Below are 17066 nucleotides of genomic sequence, written 5' to 3' on the forward strand. Positions count from 1 at the left end.
CCTCCAGGACCGGGCGCCCCGGACGCGGGGGCTGGTCAGGGAGTGGTGGTCTCCGTCGCTGCCTGGTCGTAGGCGCGGATGCCCGCGCTGATCGCGTGCATGGTCCACAGGTAGTACTCGTCCCAGTCGTACAGGTCGACCTCACCGGGGTCGGGGAAGGCGATTCCCAGCTCGTCGTAGGCGTTGGCCAGTGCCCAGCGCGCCGACGCCTCGTGCTCGAGGTCGTAGCCGTTGTTCTCGCTCAGGACCTTGCGCGCCCGCTCCAGGACACCAAGGGACTCGGCCTCCTCGGTCAGCCAGTCCCGGAAGCGCTGCTCGGACCAGGAGCGGGCGGTGCCGGCGTCCAGCGTCTGTGCCCAGTAGGCGGGGTCGACGCCGCTGAAGCGGAAGCTGCTGAAGATGTCGGGGGAGCCGTTGGCGAAGACGAAGGCGCCGTGGTCGCCGCGCACCATCAGCCCACCGGGGAAGGCGTGCAGATCCCACCAGGCTGTGCCCTGTTCGAAGTGCAGGTGGCGGTATCCGGCGTTGTCCATGCGCACGTCCATGGTGAACCCCGCGCTGTCGCGGGCGAACGCCTGCTGGGCGCGGTCGAGTTCGGCGGTGGTGATCATCCGGGGTTCGTCCACGGGTGCGGTGCGATCGGTCGGGTCGATGCCGGCGGCGCGCAGGTCGGCGTGGACGGTGTCGCGGCCCACGCTGTGGCGGGTGGCCAGGGCTCTGATGTCGCGGTCCCCGCGCTGCCAGGCGGCGGCGATGTCGCGGGCGCGCTGCTCGGCGACGGCTCTGCGGGCGGTCAGGGGCGAGGTGGTGCGGTCGTTCATGGGCACAGCCTGTGTTGGACAAGACGGCATGTCCAATCACTCGTCACGTCTGATGAGTGGGCACAGGGGGCATTCGGGGGTGGGCCGAGTACGCCGGAGAACGGCAATGGTCTGCTCAAGGCGCCTGAGCGCAAGCGCGTTGGGGGGTCTGCTCCCCGGTGGAGGCCACCGGCTTCGCCGTGCGGAAACCGGTTGCGGAGGACGGCGCCCGCCAGCATGCTGGCGGGCATGCAGATCCGTGAGGCCGCTTCCGCCGACTGGCCCGCCATGTGGGCCTTCATGCGCCCCGTCATCGCCGCGGGGACGACGTTCACGTGGGAGACCGACCTCGGTCCGGAGGAGGCGCGCGAGCGCTGGTTCCCGCCCCCGCCCGGACGCACGTTCGCGGCCGTGGACACCGACGGGACGGTGCTGGGCACCGCCAACTCCGTCCGCAACCACCGCGGGCCCGGTTCGCACATCGCGAGCGCGAGTTTCATGGTCGACCCCGCCCACGGCGGGCGCGGTGTCGGCCGTGCGCTGGCCGCCCACGTGCTGGACACGGCTCGCGCCGACGGGTTCCGCGCGATGCAGTTCAACGCGGTCGTGGAGACCAACACCCGCGCGGTCGCGCTGTGGCGCTCCCTGGGCTTCACGGTCGTGGGCACCCTGCCCGAGGGGTTCGCGCACCCCGAGCACGGCTACGTCGGCCTGCACATCATGCACCGCAGGCTCTGAGCCAGGGCCGCCGGCCTCGGCGACGGGGTCGGGGGAGCCGGCGCCCGCCTTCGCGCCGCGCTCCCTGATCCGGGGTTGAGACCGGCATGCTCGCGTATCCGAGTAGCGCCTGTTCGAGGCCGGACTCCTGCAGAACCATCACGGAGAGTCGTGGTCGGGGGCGTAGCGGCTCCAAGGGCCGCCTGCGTCTGCGGCGATCCGGGTCAGGGTCACGTCGTGGAAGCCCAGCGAGCGGGTGATGGCGGGGGCAGGCGCCTGGAGGACGAGCTGCCGCAGGAGCAATGCACGAATGGCCTGTCAGTCCGCCATGCTGTCCGTGGCTTGCCGGGGAGACGCGGCCAGCAGGCCGCGGGGTGTCGCTTCACCGGCGAGATAACTGTCGAGGGTCTTCCGGCGTTGTGCCAGGCGCAGCTCCTGCCGGGCGAGTTCGTCACGAACCTCGCGGACACGAGTGAGAAGTGCTGAGCAGTCCGCTTCCGTGCGCGCGTGTCCGGCAAGCGGAAGGCTGTCGCGGATGACCTGAGAGGACAGGCCCGCGCTGAACAGGTCCTGGATGAAGGCGACTCGCTCCACCGCGTCCGGCTCGTACTCCCGGTAGCCGTTGGCTGTACGGCGGCTTCGCAGCAGGCCCTGTTGCTCGTAGTAGCGCAGGGAGCGACTGCTCGCGCCCGTGGCCGCGCTGAGTTCTCCGATTCGCACCGCGCTTCTCCGAACATCTCCGATGTTGACCTTGACACTGATGTCATAGTTTAGCGTTCCGGGCATGACCACCGCACCGCAGATGAAAGGCCGAACCGCAGTCGTGACCGGCGCCACGTCCGGCATCGGAGCCGAGATCGCCGACCAGTTGGCCGGAAACGGCGCCCATCTCGTCCTGGTGGCCCGCTCCGCCGAACTCCTGGAGACGACGGCGGCCCGCCTACGCGTTCAGTACGGCGTCGATGTCCTCACCGCCCCCCTCGACCTCGCCGACCGCGAATCACCCCGGCTGCTCGCGCACCAGCTCGCTGAGGCAGGGATCGAGGTGGAGATGCTGGTCAACAACGCCGCCGCCAGCCAACTGGGGGCCCTTGCCGACACCGACCCGATGCGGCTGCGCGCGATGCTGGAACTCAACGTCGGGACACTGGCGGAACTGACCGCCCGGCTGCTCCCCGGCATGGTGCGACGCGGCCGCGGATCGGTGCTCAACATCTCCAGCACGGGCGCCTACCAGCCGACGCCGTACATGGCGGCCTACTCCGCGTCCAAGTCCTTCGTGCTCTCATTCACCCAGGCCCTATGGGCCGAGGTCGCTGGCACTGGCGTGCGGGTTGTGGCCGTCGCCCCCGGACCCACCGACACTCCGATGAACGCAGCGGCGTCGCCACTGCGCAAACGTCAGCCCGCAGACGTGGCCCGCACCGCTCTGGCCGCACTGAGCCGGCGGCGGCCCGCCATGGTGGACGGCGGTGGAAACGCTCTGCAGACCTTCATCTCCAGCAGGCTGCTACCGGCCGGAATCGCCGCCCGTGTCGGGAAGCGAATCATCGAATCCACGATTCTCCATCGCTGACCCGCGACCACTACCTACCTCCTTCGTGAAAGAGGAACAGCATGCCCGAACCGATCATGACGACAGCCCACGAGTCGGGCGGCCTGCGCGGGCGCCGCGTTCTTGTCACCGGTGGCAGCAAAGGAATCGGGCGCGCCGTCGCCTCCCGGCTCGCAGCCGCCGACGCGACGGTCGTCGCGACGGCCAGAAAAGATCCCGGGAACCTGCCGCCCGCAGTGCATTTCATCTCAGCCGACCTCAGCACAGCAGACGGCTGCGCCGAGCTGATCACCGCCGCGACCGATCTGCTCGGCGGTATCGACGTACTGATCAACAACGTCGGTGCCGGTACCCCACCACCCGACGGACTGCTATCGGCATCGGACGACATCTGGGAACAGGCACTCCAGCTGAACCTGCTGCCTTCGGTCCGCCTGGACCGCGCGGTGCTCCCCGCGATGATCGCAGGAGGCAGCGGCGCGATCATCCATGTCACCTCGGTGGGCGCCTACCTCCCGATCGGCCCCGACGCCCCCTACCAGGCAGCGAAGGCGGCGCTGTCGACCTACAGCAAAGCACTGGCCAATGAATTCGCCGGGCGCGGTGTCCGGGTCAACAGGATTTCCCCCGGCCTGATCGCCAATGACGCAATTTCCGCGCTGCTCGCACAATCCGCCCACGGCGCCCCCGACGACCCCACTGCGCAGATGCTCGAAAAATGGGTCGGCGGCATTCCCCTGGGACGTCCCGGGCAACCCGCCGAGGTCGCCGACCTGGTCACTTTCCTGGTTTCCGACCAGGCCGCCTGGATCACCGGCTCGGACTTCCGTATCGACGGCGGCTCATTCCAAGCCGTGTGACCGGCACGTCGAACGCTGACCTGGAATACACCACGAGGAACCGCAGCTCGGCGGGTTCAGCCTCGGAGAACACCTGAGTAGCCAACGGGAGCCTCCGCTCGCGTCAGCGGCGGCCATCGGCGACTACTCAACCAGGCAACGAGGAGCGACTCCAGATTCACCTGCTGGACAGGGGTGATGAGGGCACACAGCGCTTCCCGCGGCCGCTCGGTCACCTCCTCGCGCACCTGTGGGACCAGCCGGGCCAGGACCGTGACGCCGGGCAGCAGCACGGCTCGTCGGCGCATCCAGGCCACCGCGCCGTCGAAGAGCGCCTTGGGGCCGTCGGTGGTGGTCCACACCTGGGCTTCCAGCCACGCACCCAGGTCGCTCTGCTTGGCGGAGAACTCCTCGAAGCCGCACTCGCGTTGGAGCTCCCAGGCGTGTGCCGACCGCGCCTTCTCGCGTGTGGCGTAGTCGGACAGGCATCCGGGGTCGGCGATGTCGAGCTGTCCGGAGAGGTAGGCCACGGCCTCCTCGGGACTTCGCCCAGGTCGGTGAGGAACGTGCCCGGGAAGCGGGCGGTGCACAGCTGGACGGCGTAGCCCAGGCGGTTCGTCTCGCGCCTCCTGGGGGTGATCAGCTCCCAGTCGGCGTCGTCGAGGAAGAAGAAACGGTCCAGCTGTGCGCGCGAGGGCGGCTCGGTGTAAACGCTCAGCGCCGGATCCTGCTCGCTTGTTCCTCGACCCCGTCATCCCTGCGGGAGAACTCCCACCATGGTCAGACCGAGCATCCGGTCCGCCTCGGCGACGGGGTCGGGGTGGTGTTCCGTGGCCAGGGTGATGCCGGTGACCAGGGTGACCAGATCCTCGGCCGTCACGCCCGGGGCCACCGCTCCCGCCTCCGCGGCGCGCTCCACCAGCGGTTCCCCGGCAGCGGCGAGCTCGTTCGCGCAGGTGTTCCCGTGCTCCGCGTCGGCGGAGGCCCCCATGTCGCGGAGCAGCGCCACGGCCAGTCCCCGGGTGGACGCGCCGTACTCGGTCACGGCGCGCAGCCACTCCAGGAGCGCGGTCCGGGCGTCGGCCGTGCTTCCCAGGTCCCGCGCGTGGGCGCACAGGGCCTCGATCCGTCCGCGGAAGACCGCGTCCAGCAGGGCACGGCGGTTGGGGAAGTGGCGGCGTACGGTGGCCGATCCGACCCCCGCGACGCGGGCGATCTGCTCCAAAGAGGCGTCCGCGCCGTGCGCGGCGATCTCCTCCTCGGCCACGGCGAGCAGGCGGGCGTGGTTGCGCCGGGCGTCCGCGCGCTGGGCGGGCATGGTGTCACCTCTGCGGTTGCTAAGTGGCGGGGCCCTCCGTATCTTAGCGGACAAGAAACGGCGGACCCCGCCGTTTAGCGGTGCACACCCGAGGAGCGACCCCATGTCCACCGATTCCGCACCCGTCCTGGTCACCGGCGCCACCGGCCGCCAGGGCGGCGCCACGGCCCGCGCCCTGCTCGCGGCGGGCGTCCCCGTCCGCGCCCTGGTACGGGACCCCGCGACCGACCGGGCCAGGGCCGTCGAGGCGCTCGGCGCGGCCCTGGTCACCGGCGACCTCCGCGACCGCGACTCCGTGGCTGGGGCCGCCGAGGGGGCCCGGGCGGTCTTCTCGGTCCAGCTGCCCGAGATGAGAGGGGACTCCGTCGACTTCGAGGGCGAGGTGGCCCAGGCCGCCAACCTGATCGCGGGCGCACTGGCCGCGGGTGTGCCGCAGTTCGTGCACACGTCCGTCTCCGGAGCCGGGCAGCACACCGGCATCGCCGGATGGGACGAAGGCCGCTGGACGGCGCTGGAGCCCTACTACACCGCCAAGACCGGGATCCAGGACCGGGTGCGGGAGGCGGGGTTCCGGCACTGGACGATCCTCAAGCCGGGCTTCTTCATGGAGAACTTCCTCCCGTCGATGGCGTTCCTGTTCCCCCGCGGCGTCGAGGGCGGCCTGGTGAGCGTGCTGAAGCCCGGGACGCCGGTGTCCCTCGTCGCCGTCGACGACATCGGCGGGGCGGCCGCCGCGGCGGTGGCCGCCCCGGAGCGGTTCCACGGGGTCGAGCTGGAGCTGGCGAGCGACCACCTGACCATGACCGAGATCGCGCGGACCCTGTCACACGCTCTGGGGACCGAGCTGGGCGCGCCCGACATGAGCACGGAGGAGGCGGTCGCCGCGGGGATGCCGGGGATGGGGGCGTCGCACGAGTTCATGAACGTGACCGGCCAGCCCGCCCGGCCGGAGTTCGCGCGGGCCCTCGGCATCCCGCTCACGACCTTCGCGGAATGGGCGGACCGCTACCTGCGCACCGCCGGCTGACGCCGCCCGCGCATCCGCCGGACACACGTGTGGGCCCGCCCCCCCCGGGGGGGCGGGCCCACACCGGAGCGGTGTCGGCGGCGGGGTCAGACGGTGCCGACGGCCGGGTTCCGGGCCGACCGGGAGGGCGGCGCGGTGCTCTCCCGCTCGACCACCTCGCCCCGGACGGTGATCACGCGGGCCTCCTGGCCGGACTCCTCCTCCAGGGCGAGCACCGCGGCCCGCTCGCCCATCTCCTCCAGCGGAAGGCGCACGGTGGTCAGTGCGGGGGTGAGGTCGCGCAGGGTCGGGATGTCGTCGAAGCCCGCCACCGACAGGTCCTCGGGCACGCGCAGCCCCAGGTCGCGCAGGGCGGCCATCGCCCCGGTGGCCATCACGTCGTTGACCGCGAACAGGCAGGTGGCCCCGGTGCCGACCGCCATCAGGCGGCGGGTGGACTCGTAGCCCCCGTCGCGGGTGAACGCGCCGTGCACCACGTTGTGGTGGGCCAGCTCCAGGCCCGCGCCCGAGAGCGCCGAGTGGAACCCGTCCAGGCGCTCGCGCGCGGTCCACAGGTCGGTGGGCCCGGCCAGGATGGCGAACTCGCGGTGCCCCTGCGCGATGAGGTGGCGTGCGAGGTCGGCCGCGCCGGTGTGGTTGTCGGGGGTGACCGTGTCGGCGGGCAGCCCCTCCTGGGACACGCACGCCACCCGTCCGCCCTGGCGGCGGAACAGGCGGATCTCCTCGGCCAGGCGGCGGTTGCTCTCGTCGTCGGTTGAGCGCGATCCGACCAGTACCACCGCGCGCGCCCGGTGGGCGCGCAGGGCGGCCAGGATGCGCCCCTCCTTCTGGGCGGAGCGGCTCGTGGTGCCCAGCACCAGGACCAGTCCGCGCTCCTCGGTGTGGCGGGTGACCCCCGCCGCGATCGAGGAGAAGTAGGGGTCGGCGATGTCGTGGACGAGCAGCCCGACCAGTGAGCTGCTGTTGCGGGCGAGCGTCTGCGCCGAGGCGTTGGCCAGGTAGCCGAGTTCCTGGGCGCTCGCGGTGACCTTGTCGCGCAGCCGCTGGCTCACCTGCCTGGTGCTGCCGTTGATCACCCTGGAAGCCGTGGCCAGGGACACCCCGGCGTGTGAGGCGACCTGTTCCAGCGTCACGTAACCGGACTCCACACCGCTCCCTCTTCTGGTTCGGGCCACTGGGAAAACTCTTTCCTAGCGTAGCGGAGCCCTCGACCTGTTCACGGCCGATCGGGTCTCACGGGGTGGGGGCGGACATCTGGTCGCGCCAGGTCCGGGTGGGGTTCCAGCCGAGGGCGGTGCGGGCGGCCTCCGAGGAGAACACGGAGCGGCCGTCCGCCAGGGACGCGGCGGTCTGCGCCGTGGAGGGGTGGAAGCGGGGGAGCAGCTCGTGGACCGGGCCCTCCGCGAGCGGGTCCGGCGCGACGGCGTTGAAGACCTGGCCGCTGCGCACCCGCTCCGGCCGCTCCACCACGAGCGCGAACAGCTCGGCGGCGTCGCGCGCGTCCACGTAGTTGAACAGGGAGGTCGCGGCCAGAGCCGGGTCGGCCAGGCGCTCGGCCATGGTGTGGCCGAGCTGGGTGACCGCGCCCCGCCACTCCTCGGGGGCGACCACGTAGCCGGGGCGCACGCAGGACAGCACGCAGGTGTCGCTGGTGCGCGCCAGGGAGCGCACGGTGTCCTCGATGATGGCCTTGCTCAGCCCGTAGGCGTGCCAGGGGGCGACGGGGTGCTCCTCGTCCAGCGGCAGGGCCAGGGGCCGCCAGGAGGGCGTGTTGTAGCCGTAGACGGTGGGGCTGGAGGCGGCCACCGCCGAGCGGGCCCCGTGGGCCACGGCGGCGGAGAGCACGGCCCAGGCCAGGCCGGTGTTGACCTGGAGGGTCTCCACGTCGGGGCGGGCGAAGGGCACGGCGATCCCGGCCAGGTGGACGACGGCCTCGGGCCGCGCCCGGGTGAAGGCGTCCTCCCGTCCGGCGTCGTCCAGCAGGTCGGCGACGATCCCGGTGACCCCGGCCGGGTGGTCCGCCTCGGCGGTGTCCACCGACGTGACGTCGTGGCCGCGCTCGGCCAGGGTGGCCACGACGCTGCGGCCGAGCCTCCCCGAGCCTCCGGTGACGAGGACGCGCATGGGTGATGCCTTTCTCTCGTACGGCGCGTGGGCGCCGTGGTCGTCCACAGGCCGGTGAAGGGCCTGGTCCGGCCCGCTCCGCGGGCCTACATTCGTTATAGGGGGCCGCCCGGACGGACGGCCCCGTGCTGCCCGCCCGCGGGGGCGTCGCAGGGCCCGGGGCGGCTTCCGGCACGGGCCTGCGCCGTTCCGGCGGCCAGGGGTTGCCGGGCCGCGAGGACCCACGGTCCCACGCCCCGGCCCCCGTGATCCCGGAACCCGGAGGCGTGCCCACCCGGCCGGGGCCCGACGGCCGCCCCCGATCCCTCGGAACCCACGGCCGCCGTTCCGGCCCCGTCCGGCTCTCCCGCCCCGGGGCCTCCCGCGCTCAGTCCAGCGCGCCCACGGCCTCCGCCAGGGCCGCCGGGTCGGCGGGACGGCCGTCGCACACCGCCACGCGCAGTCCCCGCTCCAGCCGGCCGCCCCCGGGCAGGGGCAGTCGCTCCTCCCAGGCCAGGGCGGGGCCCACCCCCGGGTAGTCCGAGGCGCGCAGGAACCACGGGTCGCGGTGCACGCCGGGCTGGACGAACAGGAGCGTCCACGGCGCACCGGAGCCGTCCTCCCCGGCCAGGGCCAGCCACGCGGCCCGGGAGCCGTGCAGGGCCTCCTCGCCCCGCAGGCCCCCGGCTCCGGTGACCTCCGGGGGCCGCGCGCCCAGCGGGGCGCGCCAGAACAGCCCGCCGTACCCCGCCCCGGGCCGGCCGTTCGTGGCGGGGCTGCCGATGCTCAGGTCCCGCCCGGAGGTGTTGGCCAGTTCCACCCGCAGGTCCAGCACCCAGGTGCGGGTGTCCAGGTCCAGGGCCCGGGTGGACCGCAGCTCGCGCAGCAGTTCCGCCCCGTCGGGCCCGGTCCAGGACAGCTCCTCGACCCGTTCGGCGTCCTTCTGCACCGCCCAGGCCAGGTGCTCCTGGCGACCGTGGTTGTCGAGCATCACCGAGCCCCGGTCGCGTACGAAGGTGCGCCCGCCCCAGAAGCTCACCCCCGAGACGTCGGGGACGGCCACGCCGACCCCCAGGTGGTGCAGGTGGTCGGCGGGCAGGTGCTCGGTGACCTCCGTGCCGCCCCGCGTGCGTACGGGGTGCAGGTAGGGGCGGGGCGAGAGCCGGGGGTCGATGTCGGCACCGTCCCGCTGGACGGCCAGGACGGCACCGTTGAGGGACAGGGACGCGGTCATGGGCGGGCCTTCGTGGTCGGTGTCGCCTCCGCGGCCCCGGGGAGCCACGCGGGTGCGAGTTCGGAGAACAGGGCGAGGTTCTGCGCGCTGCGGTGGACGAGCGCGCCGATCCCGTTGACGGTGCGGTGGGTGACGTCGTCCTCGTTCCACACCCGCTGGTGTTCGAGGGGGATCGGGGCCGGGTCCGGGGCGTGCCGGACCGCTTCCAGCACGTGCATGAACCCCCGGGTGGCCTCGGGCGGCACCAGCAGCGGAACGCCGTCGCGCAGGTGGTCGACCAGGTTCTCCAGCAGGCCCGTGCGCGGGTGGACGGTGGTGGCCGGCGCACGGCCGGGCCGGTGCAGGGTGACCCGGTCGAGGGTGTAGTCCAGCTCGATCCGGCCGCGCTCGCCGTGCACGACCAGGCGCGGCGGTTGGCTGTCGGGGGCGCACAGCGTCACCGCGAGGGTGATGACGGTTCCGTCGGCGGTGCGCAGCCGCAGGCAGGAGGTGTCGTCGCTCTCGATGGGGTGGGCGTGGAACAGCTCCAGCTCCACGTCCCGGGGCGCCTCGGTGGCGGCCCCGGCCACGGCCAGGGCGGTGGCGACCGCGTGCGCGAACGGGTTGGTGAGCGCCCCGTCCACGACGTCGCGGCCGTCCAGGTGGCGGCGCCCGGCCCAGGGGGCCCGGTCGTAGTAGGCGGAGGTGCGCTTCCAGGCGCCTTCGCCGCCGATGCCGCGCACGCGGCCCACCGTTCCCTCGGCGATCAGGTCGCGCACGGCCGTGACCGCCTGGGAGCCCAGGCTCTGGAAGCCGACCTGGCAGGCGAGCCCGGAGGCGTCGACGGCCGCGCGCAGCTGCTCGAACTCGGCCAGGCCCGCCGTGGTGGGCTTCTCCAGCAGCAGGTGGGAGCCGTGGTCCAGGGCGATCCTGGCCAGCGGCAGGTGGGTGTGGATCGGGGTGACCAGGACGGTGATCCGGGCGCCGGTCTCGTCGACGGCCCTGCCGAGGTCGTCGAACCAGGGGACCGGGCCGTGGCCCTCCAGGTCGTCCCCGGGTTCGGGCGGTCGGCTGTCGCAGACGCCCGCCAGCCGGACGAGTCCGCTCTCGCACAGGGGGAGCAGGGAGCGCAGGTGCGAGCGGCCGTGGCCGTGCAGGCCGACCAGGAGCACCGGGACGGGGCCGCCAGCGCGGCCCGCCCGTTCCTCGGCCCCGGCTCCCCGGGGCGCGGTCACCGGTCCGTCCCGAGCAGGTCGGCGATCCTGACCGGGGTCCCGGAGTCGATGGAGGCGTTCGCCGCGAGCCCGGTGAGCAGGGCGTTGCCGCCGTCGGCGTGGTCGGGGCGGATGCCGTCGTCGGATCCGCCGAACAGGGAGTCGAGCATGACCTGGTCGCCTCCGCCGTGGGGGCCCTCGCCGACCGCGATCGGGATCTCCTCGGGCTCCTGCCAGTGGCGGCGCAGGAGGAGGCGGGCCGAGGTGTGGTCCTTGGGGGCGGGCATGCCGCGCACGGGGGTGGACTCGTCCTGGTGGGGGGAGGTGTGGTCGAACTCGGTCATGTCCAGTTCCAGGCGCCCCCGGCTGCCGGTGATGGAGATCCGGTAGCCCTCCCAGGGGGCGTAGGCGACCAGGTGGTAGCTCAGGCGAGCTCCGGTGTCGTAGCCGACGAGCACCGACATGTCGTCCTCGATGGTGATGCCGGGGCCGAACACGTTGAGGTCGCGCCGGTAGCCGTCCTCGTGCTCGGCGTCCAGGTACAGGGCGGTGAGGTCGGGGCTGTCGCCCATGTGCAGGGCGAAGGGGTCGGCCTCGGCGGCGGGGGAGCCGTGTCCGCGTTCGTAGTCACCCGCGAGGCCGTGGCGGCGGCCGTTCTCGTCGCCGTAGAAGAACAGGCGGCCCCAGGCGAACACCTCGGTGGGCCGGGCGCCGATCCACCAGTTGACGAGGTCGAAGTGGTGGCTGGCCTTGTGGACGAGCAGTCCGCCGGACTGGGTCTTGTCGCGGTGCCAGCGGCGGAAGTAGTCGGCGCCGTGGCGCAGGTCCAGCAGCCACTCGAAGTGCACCGAGCCCACCTCGCCGATGACCCCGGAGGCGATGAGGTCGCGCAGCTGGCGGTGGACGGGGTTGTAGCGGTAGTTGAAGCCGACGGTCACCCGGCCCCCGGTGCGGGCCTGGGCCTCGTTGATGCGCCGCAGACCTTCCAGGTCCGCGGTCATGGGCTTCTCGGTGATGGCGTCGAGGCCGGCGTCCAGCGCGGCGACGACGTAGTCGGCGTGGGTGCGGTCGACGGTGCACACGATGACCTCGTCGACCCGCTCCTCCTTCAGCATGCGGGTGAAGTCGGAGGGGGAGTAGGTCGGCACGGGGTCGAGACCGGCCTCGGTCACGATGCTGTTGTGCACGGCCATCCGGGTGGCGTTGGTGTCGCAGAGGGCGACCAGTCGTCCCTGGTCCCGGTGGGTGCCGGTCAGCGCCCGTGTGTACATCCGGGCCCGGGAACCGGTGCCGACGATCGCGTACCTGCGTGGAGTGGTGTCGTTCACATGCTGCATGGTAAACGCTTTCCAGAAAAAACGACAGGGGTGTCCTGCGACGAACTGGTCAAATCCGCGTCCCAAACCGATCACACTCACGCGTGTTCGCGTGGCTACCTGGAGTGGTGTTTGGCGCGCGAAGATCCCGGGAAGCGCGTTCACCGGCTCGTTCCCGCGCTGTGAGGGGGGCGCGAACGGTAACGATCTGGGGTGTGGATCACACTTGTGGGGAAACGAATCGTTGACACCCATGTAACCCGGTGCTAGAAACTGAACATCCTAATACTTGGATAGCGCTTACCAGGGCTACTCAGCCCGGTTCTCCCCGTGTTCTCGCACACACAGCGCCCGTGCCCTCCGAGTGAGATTGGCTCCCCATGAACCCAGGACCGAACGCCACCGGTCGCCGCCTTCCGTCGGCCCTCCGGGACGGCGGCGCGCCGTGAGCGCCCTGCTCCAGCGGGGGAGGGCGGCGGCTCAGGACCAGGCCGCGCCCGCGTCGCGCCCCCGCAGCGGAAAGAGCGCGGCCCCCCGCGCCAAGCGCGAGAACCTCGCCGCCTACGGCTTCCTGGCCCCGTGGTTCATCGGCCTGGTGTTCATCACCGCGGGTCCCCTCCTGGCCTCCCTGTACTTCTCCTTCACCGACTACAACCTCATCGGTGACCACGAGTGGGTCGGCGCCGAGAACTACGAGCGGATGTTCACCGACGCCCGGCTGCACAGCGCGCTGAGGGTCACGTTCGTCTACGTGTTCGTGTCGGTGCCGCTCCAGCTCGCACTCGCCCTCGCCCTGGCGATGGTCCTGGACCGCGGTGTGCGGGGGCTGCCCCTGTACCGGTCGGTCTACTACCTGCCCTCCCTGCTGGGCGGCAGCGTCGCCATCGCCATCCTGTGGCGCCAGGTGTTCGGCGCCGAGGGCCTGATCAACCAGGTCCTGGGGTTCTTCGGGATCCAGGGCGAGGGGTGGGTCTCCCATCCCGACTACGCGCTGGGCACGCTGATCGTGCTCAACGTGTGGACGTTCGGCGCGCCCATGGTGATCTTCCTGGCCGGCCTGCGGCAGATCCCCGCCATGTACTACGAGGCGGCCTCCGTGGACGGGGCGGGACCGGTGAGCCGGTTCTGGAACATCACCGTTCCCATGCTCACGCCGATCATCTTCTTCAACCTGGTGCTCCAGATCATCAACGCCTTCCAGACCTTCACCCAGGCGTTCATCGTCAGCGGCGGCACCGGGGGCCCCTCGGACTCCACCCTCTTCTTCACGCTCTACCTCTACCAGCGCGGCTTCGGCGCCTTCGACATGGGCTACGCCTCGGCGATGGCCTGGCTGCTGCTGATGATCATCGGAGGGTTCACCGCGGTGAACTTCCTGGCCTCCAAGTACTGGGTCTTCTATGGCGACTGAGACAACGGCCCCCGCGACCTCCACCAGGCGCCTCGGGGCCCGACGCACACGACGGCTGCTCGTCCACATCGGGCTCATCGGGTTCGGGCTGATCATGCTCTACCCGCTGCTGTGGATGCTCTCCAGCTCCTTCAAGCCGACCGCGGAGATCTTCCGCGCCCCCGGGCTCATCCCGGAGACCTTCACCCCGGGCAACTACACCGAGGGGTGGACGGCGCTCCAGTTCCCGTTCCACCACTACCTGCTCAACTCGGCGGTCGTGGTGGCCGGATCCATCATCGGCAACCTCGTCGGCTGCTCGATGGCGGCCTACGCCTTCGCCCGCCTGGAGTTCCGCGGCAAGCGGCTCTTCTTCGCGGTCATGCTCGCCACGATCATGCTGCCGATCCACGTCGTGATCGTGCCGCAGTACATCCTGTTCGCCGAGCTGGGCTGGATCAACACGTTCCTTCCGCTGATCGTGCCCAAGCTCCTGGCGACGGACGGCTTCTTCATCTTCCTGATGGTGCAGTTCATCCGCGGACTGCCCAAGGACCTGGACGAGGCGGCGCGCATCGACGGCTGCGGTCACGTGAGGATCTTCTTCCAGATCATCATGCCGCTGTCGCTGCCGGCGCTGGCCACCACCGCGATCTTCACGTTCATCTGGACCTGGAACGACTTCTTCAGCCAGCTGATCTTCCTCACCAGCCCGGACATGTACACCGTCCCGGTCGCCCTTCGCACCTTCGTCGACTCCAGCTCCCAGACGTCCTGGGGGCCGCTGTTCGCGATGTCCGTCGTGGCACTCGGCCCGGTCTTCGGATTCTTCCTGGCCGGCCAGCGATACCTGGTCAAGGGCATCGCCACCACCGGAATCAAGTAGTCGAAAGGAAATCGACCCATGTACACACCCCCTGGCGTCGGGCGCCCCCGGGCCCGCCGTCGCAGTACCCTCCTCCCCCTGGCGGCCGCGGCGACCGCGCTCGTGATGGCCGTCACGGCCTGCGGAGGAGACTCCGGCTCCGAGGACGGCGTCGTCGAACTCCGCTTCTCCTGGTGGGGCGCCGACGACCGCCACTCCACGATGCAGCAGGTCATCGACGTCTTCGAGGCCGAGAACCCCGACATCCGGATCGTCGGGGACTACACCGACTGGAGCTCCTACTGGGACCGGCTGGCCACGAGCACCGCGGCCAACGACGCTCCCGACATCCTCATGCAGGAGGAGCGGTACCTGCGCGAGTACGGTGACCGGGGTGCGCTGGCCGACCTCACCGAGTTCAGCGATGTGCTGGACCTGTCGAAGATCGACCCGCTGGTGGCCGAGAGCGGCGACCTGGACGGCCAGACCTTCGGCGCCGCCAGCGGCGTGAACGCGTACGCGATCCTCGCCGACCCGCAGGCGTTCGAGGACGCGGGCGTGGAGATGCCCGACGACGAGACGTGGACGTGGGACGACTACGTCGAGATCTCGGCGCAGATCAGCGAGGCGACCGACGGCGAGACCGTGGGCACGCAGAGCATGTCCTACAACGAGTCCGGGTTCCAGATCTTCGCCCGTCAGCGGGGCGAGAACCTGTACGCCGAGGACGGCTCGCTCGGTTTCTCCCAGGAGACCATGGCGGAGTGGTTCGGCATCACCGAGCAGCTGCTGGAGAACGGCGGCCAGCCGGGGGCGGCCGAGAGCGTGGAGATCGAGGGCGGCGGTCCCGACCAGTCGGTCCTGTCCACGAACCAGGGCGCGATGGCGCACTTCTGGACCAACCAGCTCGGCGGCATCAGTGAGTCCTCCGGCCGGGAGATCGAGCTGCTGCGCTACCCGGGCGAGTCCGAGGGGGAGCGCACGGGGATGTACTTCAAGCCCGCGATGTTCTACTCCGTCGCGGCGTCCTCCGAGCACCCGGAGGAGGCGGCCCGGTTCGTGGACTTCATGCTCAACGAGAACGCGGCGGCCGAGCTGATCCTGGCCGACCTGGGCCTGCCCGCGAACGTGGACGTGCGCGCGCACATCCTCAACTCGCTGCCGGAGGCGGACGCGCGCAGTGCCGTGTTCCTGTCCGACATCGAGGGCACGATCGTGGACGGCAACCCGCCGCCCCCGATCGGCGCCGGCCAGGTCGTGGAGATCACCAAGCGGGTCACCGACGACCTGGCGTTCGGGAACCTGACGCCCGAGGAGGCCGCGGAGCAGTTCATGTCCGAGGTGGAGGCGGCGACCGGGGGCGCCTGACCCGGATCGGTGCGAGTGGTGGCCGGGCCCGGCGGGAGATGTCTCTCCCGCCGGGCCCGGCGCCGTGTGCGGTCCTGCACGGCCCCGCAGACCGGTGCGGGCGGGGTCTCAGGGGGAGGCGGTGGCGTCGGCGCGCCGGACGTCCGACGGGGGCGCCGGTGCGCCGGGGACGGCGGTCTGGGCGATGAACGCGCCGGTGACGATGACCGCGGCGCCCAGGATCTGGACCGGGGTCAGCGCCTCGCCGAGGAGCACCCACGCCAGCACGATCGCGGTCACGACCTCCAGGTAGGCGACGGCCCCGGCGACCTGCGGGGACAGGCGCCGGATCGCGGAGACGCCGGCGAAGTAGGCGACGGCGGTGCACACCAGCCCCAGCCACAGGGCCGGGGCCCAGCCGGGCACGTGGAGACCGCCCAGGGGGACCGGGTCGGCGAGCAGGCCCCACGGGATCGTCCACGGGCGGGCGAGGGCCCCCAGGAGGACCGTGGCGACCAGGGAGCCGAAGGCGATGACGGCGAGCGGATCGGTGTCCTCCCCCATGCTGTCGCCCAGGAGGAAGAACGTCGCCTGCGCGGCGGCGGCGCCCAGGGCCAGGGCCACGCCGATCGCGTCCAGGCGCATGCCGGCCCAGACCTCCAGCAGCAGTCCGAGCCCGGCCACGGCCAGGACGACCCCGACGACGGCGGCGGGGGGGACCCGGGTGCGGCGTACCACCCTCAGCCACAGCAGGACCAGGACCGGGCCGAGGAACTCGATGAGCAGGGCGATGCCGACGGGGATGCGGGCGACCGCGGCGAAGTACAGGGCCTGGACCCCCGCCATGGGGAAGACGCCGTAGGCCAGCACGAGCAGGGGCCGGCGGCGGGCGACCCGCCAGTGGGCGGCGGCGACGGGAAGGAGGAGGAGCGCCGCTCCGGCGACCCGCAGCCACGTGACGTGCAGGGAGTCCATCCCCGCGTCGAGGAGGGGGCGGGCGAACACGCCCGAGCCGCCGAAGGCGAGCGCTGAGCCGAGCGCGAACGCCAGCCCGGAGGGGCGGTGGCGTGCTGAGGGGGCGGACACGTGGCTGCTCCAGGGGATTCATGGGGAGATCGGATCTGGGCAGAGCATACGGTCGGCGCGTCGGCCCCGGCGGGAGGGGGCGGCGGCGCGAGGGCTGTCCGGTCCCGGCGGGAGCGTGGGTTCCCCGCCTGGCGGGCGCTGCGTGGGGAGAGGCCCCCGCGGTGGCGGGGCCGACGCGCCGGGTCTCCCGCCCCCGGTGCTCCGGACGGGTCGGCGGGCCTGCGGGAGACGGATGGCGGGCTTGGGCCGGCTCGAAGGTCGAGGGCCCTCGGGGAA

17 protein-coding genes and 1 pseudogene are annotated in these 17066 nt (G+C 71.9%); 7 read left to right on the forward strand and 11 right to left on the reverse strand.

Going from position 1 to position 17066, the window contains the following annotated elements; translation table 11 throughout:
- Positions 1–35: 35 nt before the first annotated feature.
- Positions 36–821 carry a hypothetical protein gene (locus ACFQBR_RS04035; protein ID WP_344175409.1) on the reverse strand — a complete coding sequence of 262 codons (786 nt, stop codon included), beginning with the start codon at positions 819–821 and terminating at the stop codon, positions 36–38.
- Between the two features lie 228 nt (positions 822–1049).
- On the opposite strand from ACFQBR_RS04035, the gene ACFQBR_RS04040 reads away from it, so the two are divergent.
- On the forward strand, positions 1050–1538 hold the full coding sequence (locus ACFQBR_RS04040; protein ID WP_267950137.1) for a GNAT family N-acetyltransferase: 489 nt from the start codon (positions 1050–1052) through the stop codon (positions 1536–1538).
- A 138-nt stretch (positions 1539–1676) separates the two neighbouring features.
- Here ACFQBR_RS04040 and ACFQBR_RS04045 read toward each other — a convergent pair whose 3' ends face one another.
- Entirely contained in the window at positions 1677–1820 is a 144-nt protein-coding gene (locus tag ACFQBR_RS04045) for a hypothetical protein (protein WP_344175411.1), read from the reverse strand.
- Between the two features lie 15 nt (positions 1821–1835).
- Positions 1836–2237: a MerR family transcriptional regulator gene (locus ACFQBR_RS04050; RefSeq protein ID WP_344175413.1), complete on the reverse strand. Its 402-nt coding sequence runs from the start codon at positions 2235–2237 to the stop codon at positions 1836–1838.
- A gap of 64 nt (positions 2238–2301) precedes the next feature.
- Between ACFQBR_RS04050 and ACFQBR_RS04055 the strand changes: the two genes are divergently transcribed.
- Complete coding sequence (locus ACFQBR_RS04055; protein ID WP_344175415.1) at positions 2302–3093, forward strand: SDR family NAD(P)-dependent oxidoreductase; 792 nt, start codon at positions 2302–2304, stop codon at positions 3091–3093.
- Between the two features lie 41 nt (positions 3094–3134).
- On the forward strand, positions 3135–3932 hold the full coding sequence (locus tag ACFQBR_RS04060) for an SDR family oxidoreductase (protein ID WP_344175417.1): 798 nt from the start codon (positions 3135–3137) through the stop codon (positions 3930–3932).
- A gap of 56 nt (positions 3933–3988) precedes the next feature.
- Here ACFQBR_RS04060 and ACFQBR_RS04065 read toward each other — a convergent pair.
- Positions 3989–4629 (reverse strand): annotated as a pseudogene (locus ACFQBR_RS04065) (DUF4158 domain-containing protein).
- Positions 4630–4662: 33 nt separating this feature from the next.
- Entirely contained in the window at positions 4663–5229 is a 567-nt protein-coding gene (locus tag ACFQBR_RS04070) for a TetR/AcrR family transcriptional regulator (protein WP_344175421.1), read from the reverse strand.
- 103 nt (positions 5230–5332) lie between these two features.
- Between ACFQBR_RS04070 and ACFQBR_RS04075 the strand changes: the two genes are divergently transcribed.
- A complete protein-coding gene (locus tag ACFQBR_RS04075) occupies positions 5333–6256 on the forward strand; it encodes an NmrA family NAD(P)-binding protein (RefSeq protein ID WP_344175423.1) in 924 nt (307 codons plus the stop codon).
- 86 nt (positions 6257–6342) lie between these two features.
- Here ACFQBR_RS04075 and ACFQBR_RS04080 read toward each other — a convergent pair whose 3' ends face one another.
- The 5 genes from ACFQBR_RS04080 to ACFQBR_RS04100 all read right to left on the reverse strand — a co-directional run bounded on the left by ACFQBR_RS04080 (position 6343) and on the right by ACFQBR_RS04100 (position 12123).
- Positions 6343–7404, reverse strand: a complete 1062-nt coding sequence (locus ACFQBR_RS04080; protein ID WP_344175425.1) for a LacI family DNA-binding transcriptional regulator — start codon at positions 7402–7404, stop codon at positions 6343–6345.
- An 85-nt stretch (positions 7405–7489) separates the two neighbouring features.
- The gene (locus tag ACFQBR_RS04085; RefSeq protein WP_267950133.1) at positions 7490–8380 is read right to left on the reverse strand and encodes an NAD-dependent epimerase/dehydratase family protein; all 891 of its coding nucleotides are present in this window, start codon (positions 8378–8380) and stop codon (positions 7490–7492) included.
- A gap of 367 nt (positions 8381–8747) precedes the next feature.
- Positions 8748–9593, reverse strand: a complete 846-nt coding sequence (locus ACFQBR_RS04090) for a DUF6807 domain-containing protein (protein WP_344175427.1) — start codon at positions 9591–9593, stop codon at positions 8748–8750.
- Positions 9590–10807 carry a Gfo/Idh/MocA family protein gene (locus tag ACFQBR_RS04095; protein WP_344175429.1) on the reverse strand — a complete coding sequence of 406 codons (1218 nt, stop codon included), beginning with the start codon at positions 10805–10807 and terminating at the stop codon, positions 9590–9592. Before ACFQBR_RS04095 ends, ACFQBR_RS04090 begins: the two co-directional genes overlap by 4 nt.
- Positions 10804–12123, reverse strand: a complete 1320-nt coding sequence (locus ACFQBR_RS04100; protein ID WP_267950130.1) for a Gfo/Idh/MocA family oxidoreductase — start codon at positions 12121–12123, stop codon at positions 10804–10806. The genes ACFQBR_RS04095 and ACFQBR_RS04100 overlap by 4 nt, the downstream gene beginning before the upstream one ends.
- Before the next feature lie 424 nt (positions 12124–12547).
- Between ACFQBR_RS04100 and ACFQBR_RS04105 the strand changes: the two genes are divergently transcribed.
- From ACFQBR_RS04105 to ACFQBR_RS04115, 3 genes are read left to right on the forward strand one after another with little or no spacing between them, the layout of a single operon-like run.
- Complete coding sequence (locus ACFQBR_RS04105) at positions 12548–13513, forward strand: carbohydrate ABC transporter permease (protein ID WP_267950129.1); 966 nt, start codon at positions 12548–12550, stop codon at positions 13511–13513.
- Complete coding sequence (locus ACFQBR_RS04110; protein ID WP_267950128.1) at positions 13503–14378, forward strand: carbohydrate ABC transporter permease; 876 nt, start codon at positions 13503–13505, stop codon at positions 14376–14378. Before ACFQBR_RS04105 ends, ACFQBR_RS04110 begins: the two co-directional genes overlap by 11 nt.
- 18 nt (positions 14379–14396) lie before the next feature.
- Positions 14397–15725 (forward strand): ABC transporter substrate-binding protein, encoded by a 1329-nt coding sequence (locus ACFQBR_RS04115; RefSeq protein WP_344175433.1) that lies wholly within the window; start codon positions 14397–14399, stop codon positions 15723–15725.
- A gap of 108 nt (positions 15726–15833) precedes the next feature.
- Here the strand turns inward: ACFQBR_RS04115 and ACFQBR_RS04120 are convergent, their stop codons facing one another.
- Positions 15834–16790 carry an EamA family transporter gene (locus ACFQBR_RS04120; protein WP_344175435.1) on the reverse strand — a complete coding sequence of 319 codons (957 nt, stop codon included), beginning with the start codon at positions 16788–16790 and terminating at the stop codon, positions 15834–15836.
- Positions 16791–17066: the final 276 nt, after the last annotated feature.

Source organism: Nocardiopsis tropica (assembly GCF_042660575.1).
In the GTDB taxonomy this organism is placed as follows: domain Bacteria; phylum Actinomycetota; class Actinomycetes; order Streptosporangiales; family Streptosporangiaceae; genus Nocardiopsis; species Nocardiopsis tropica.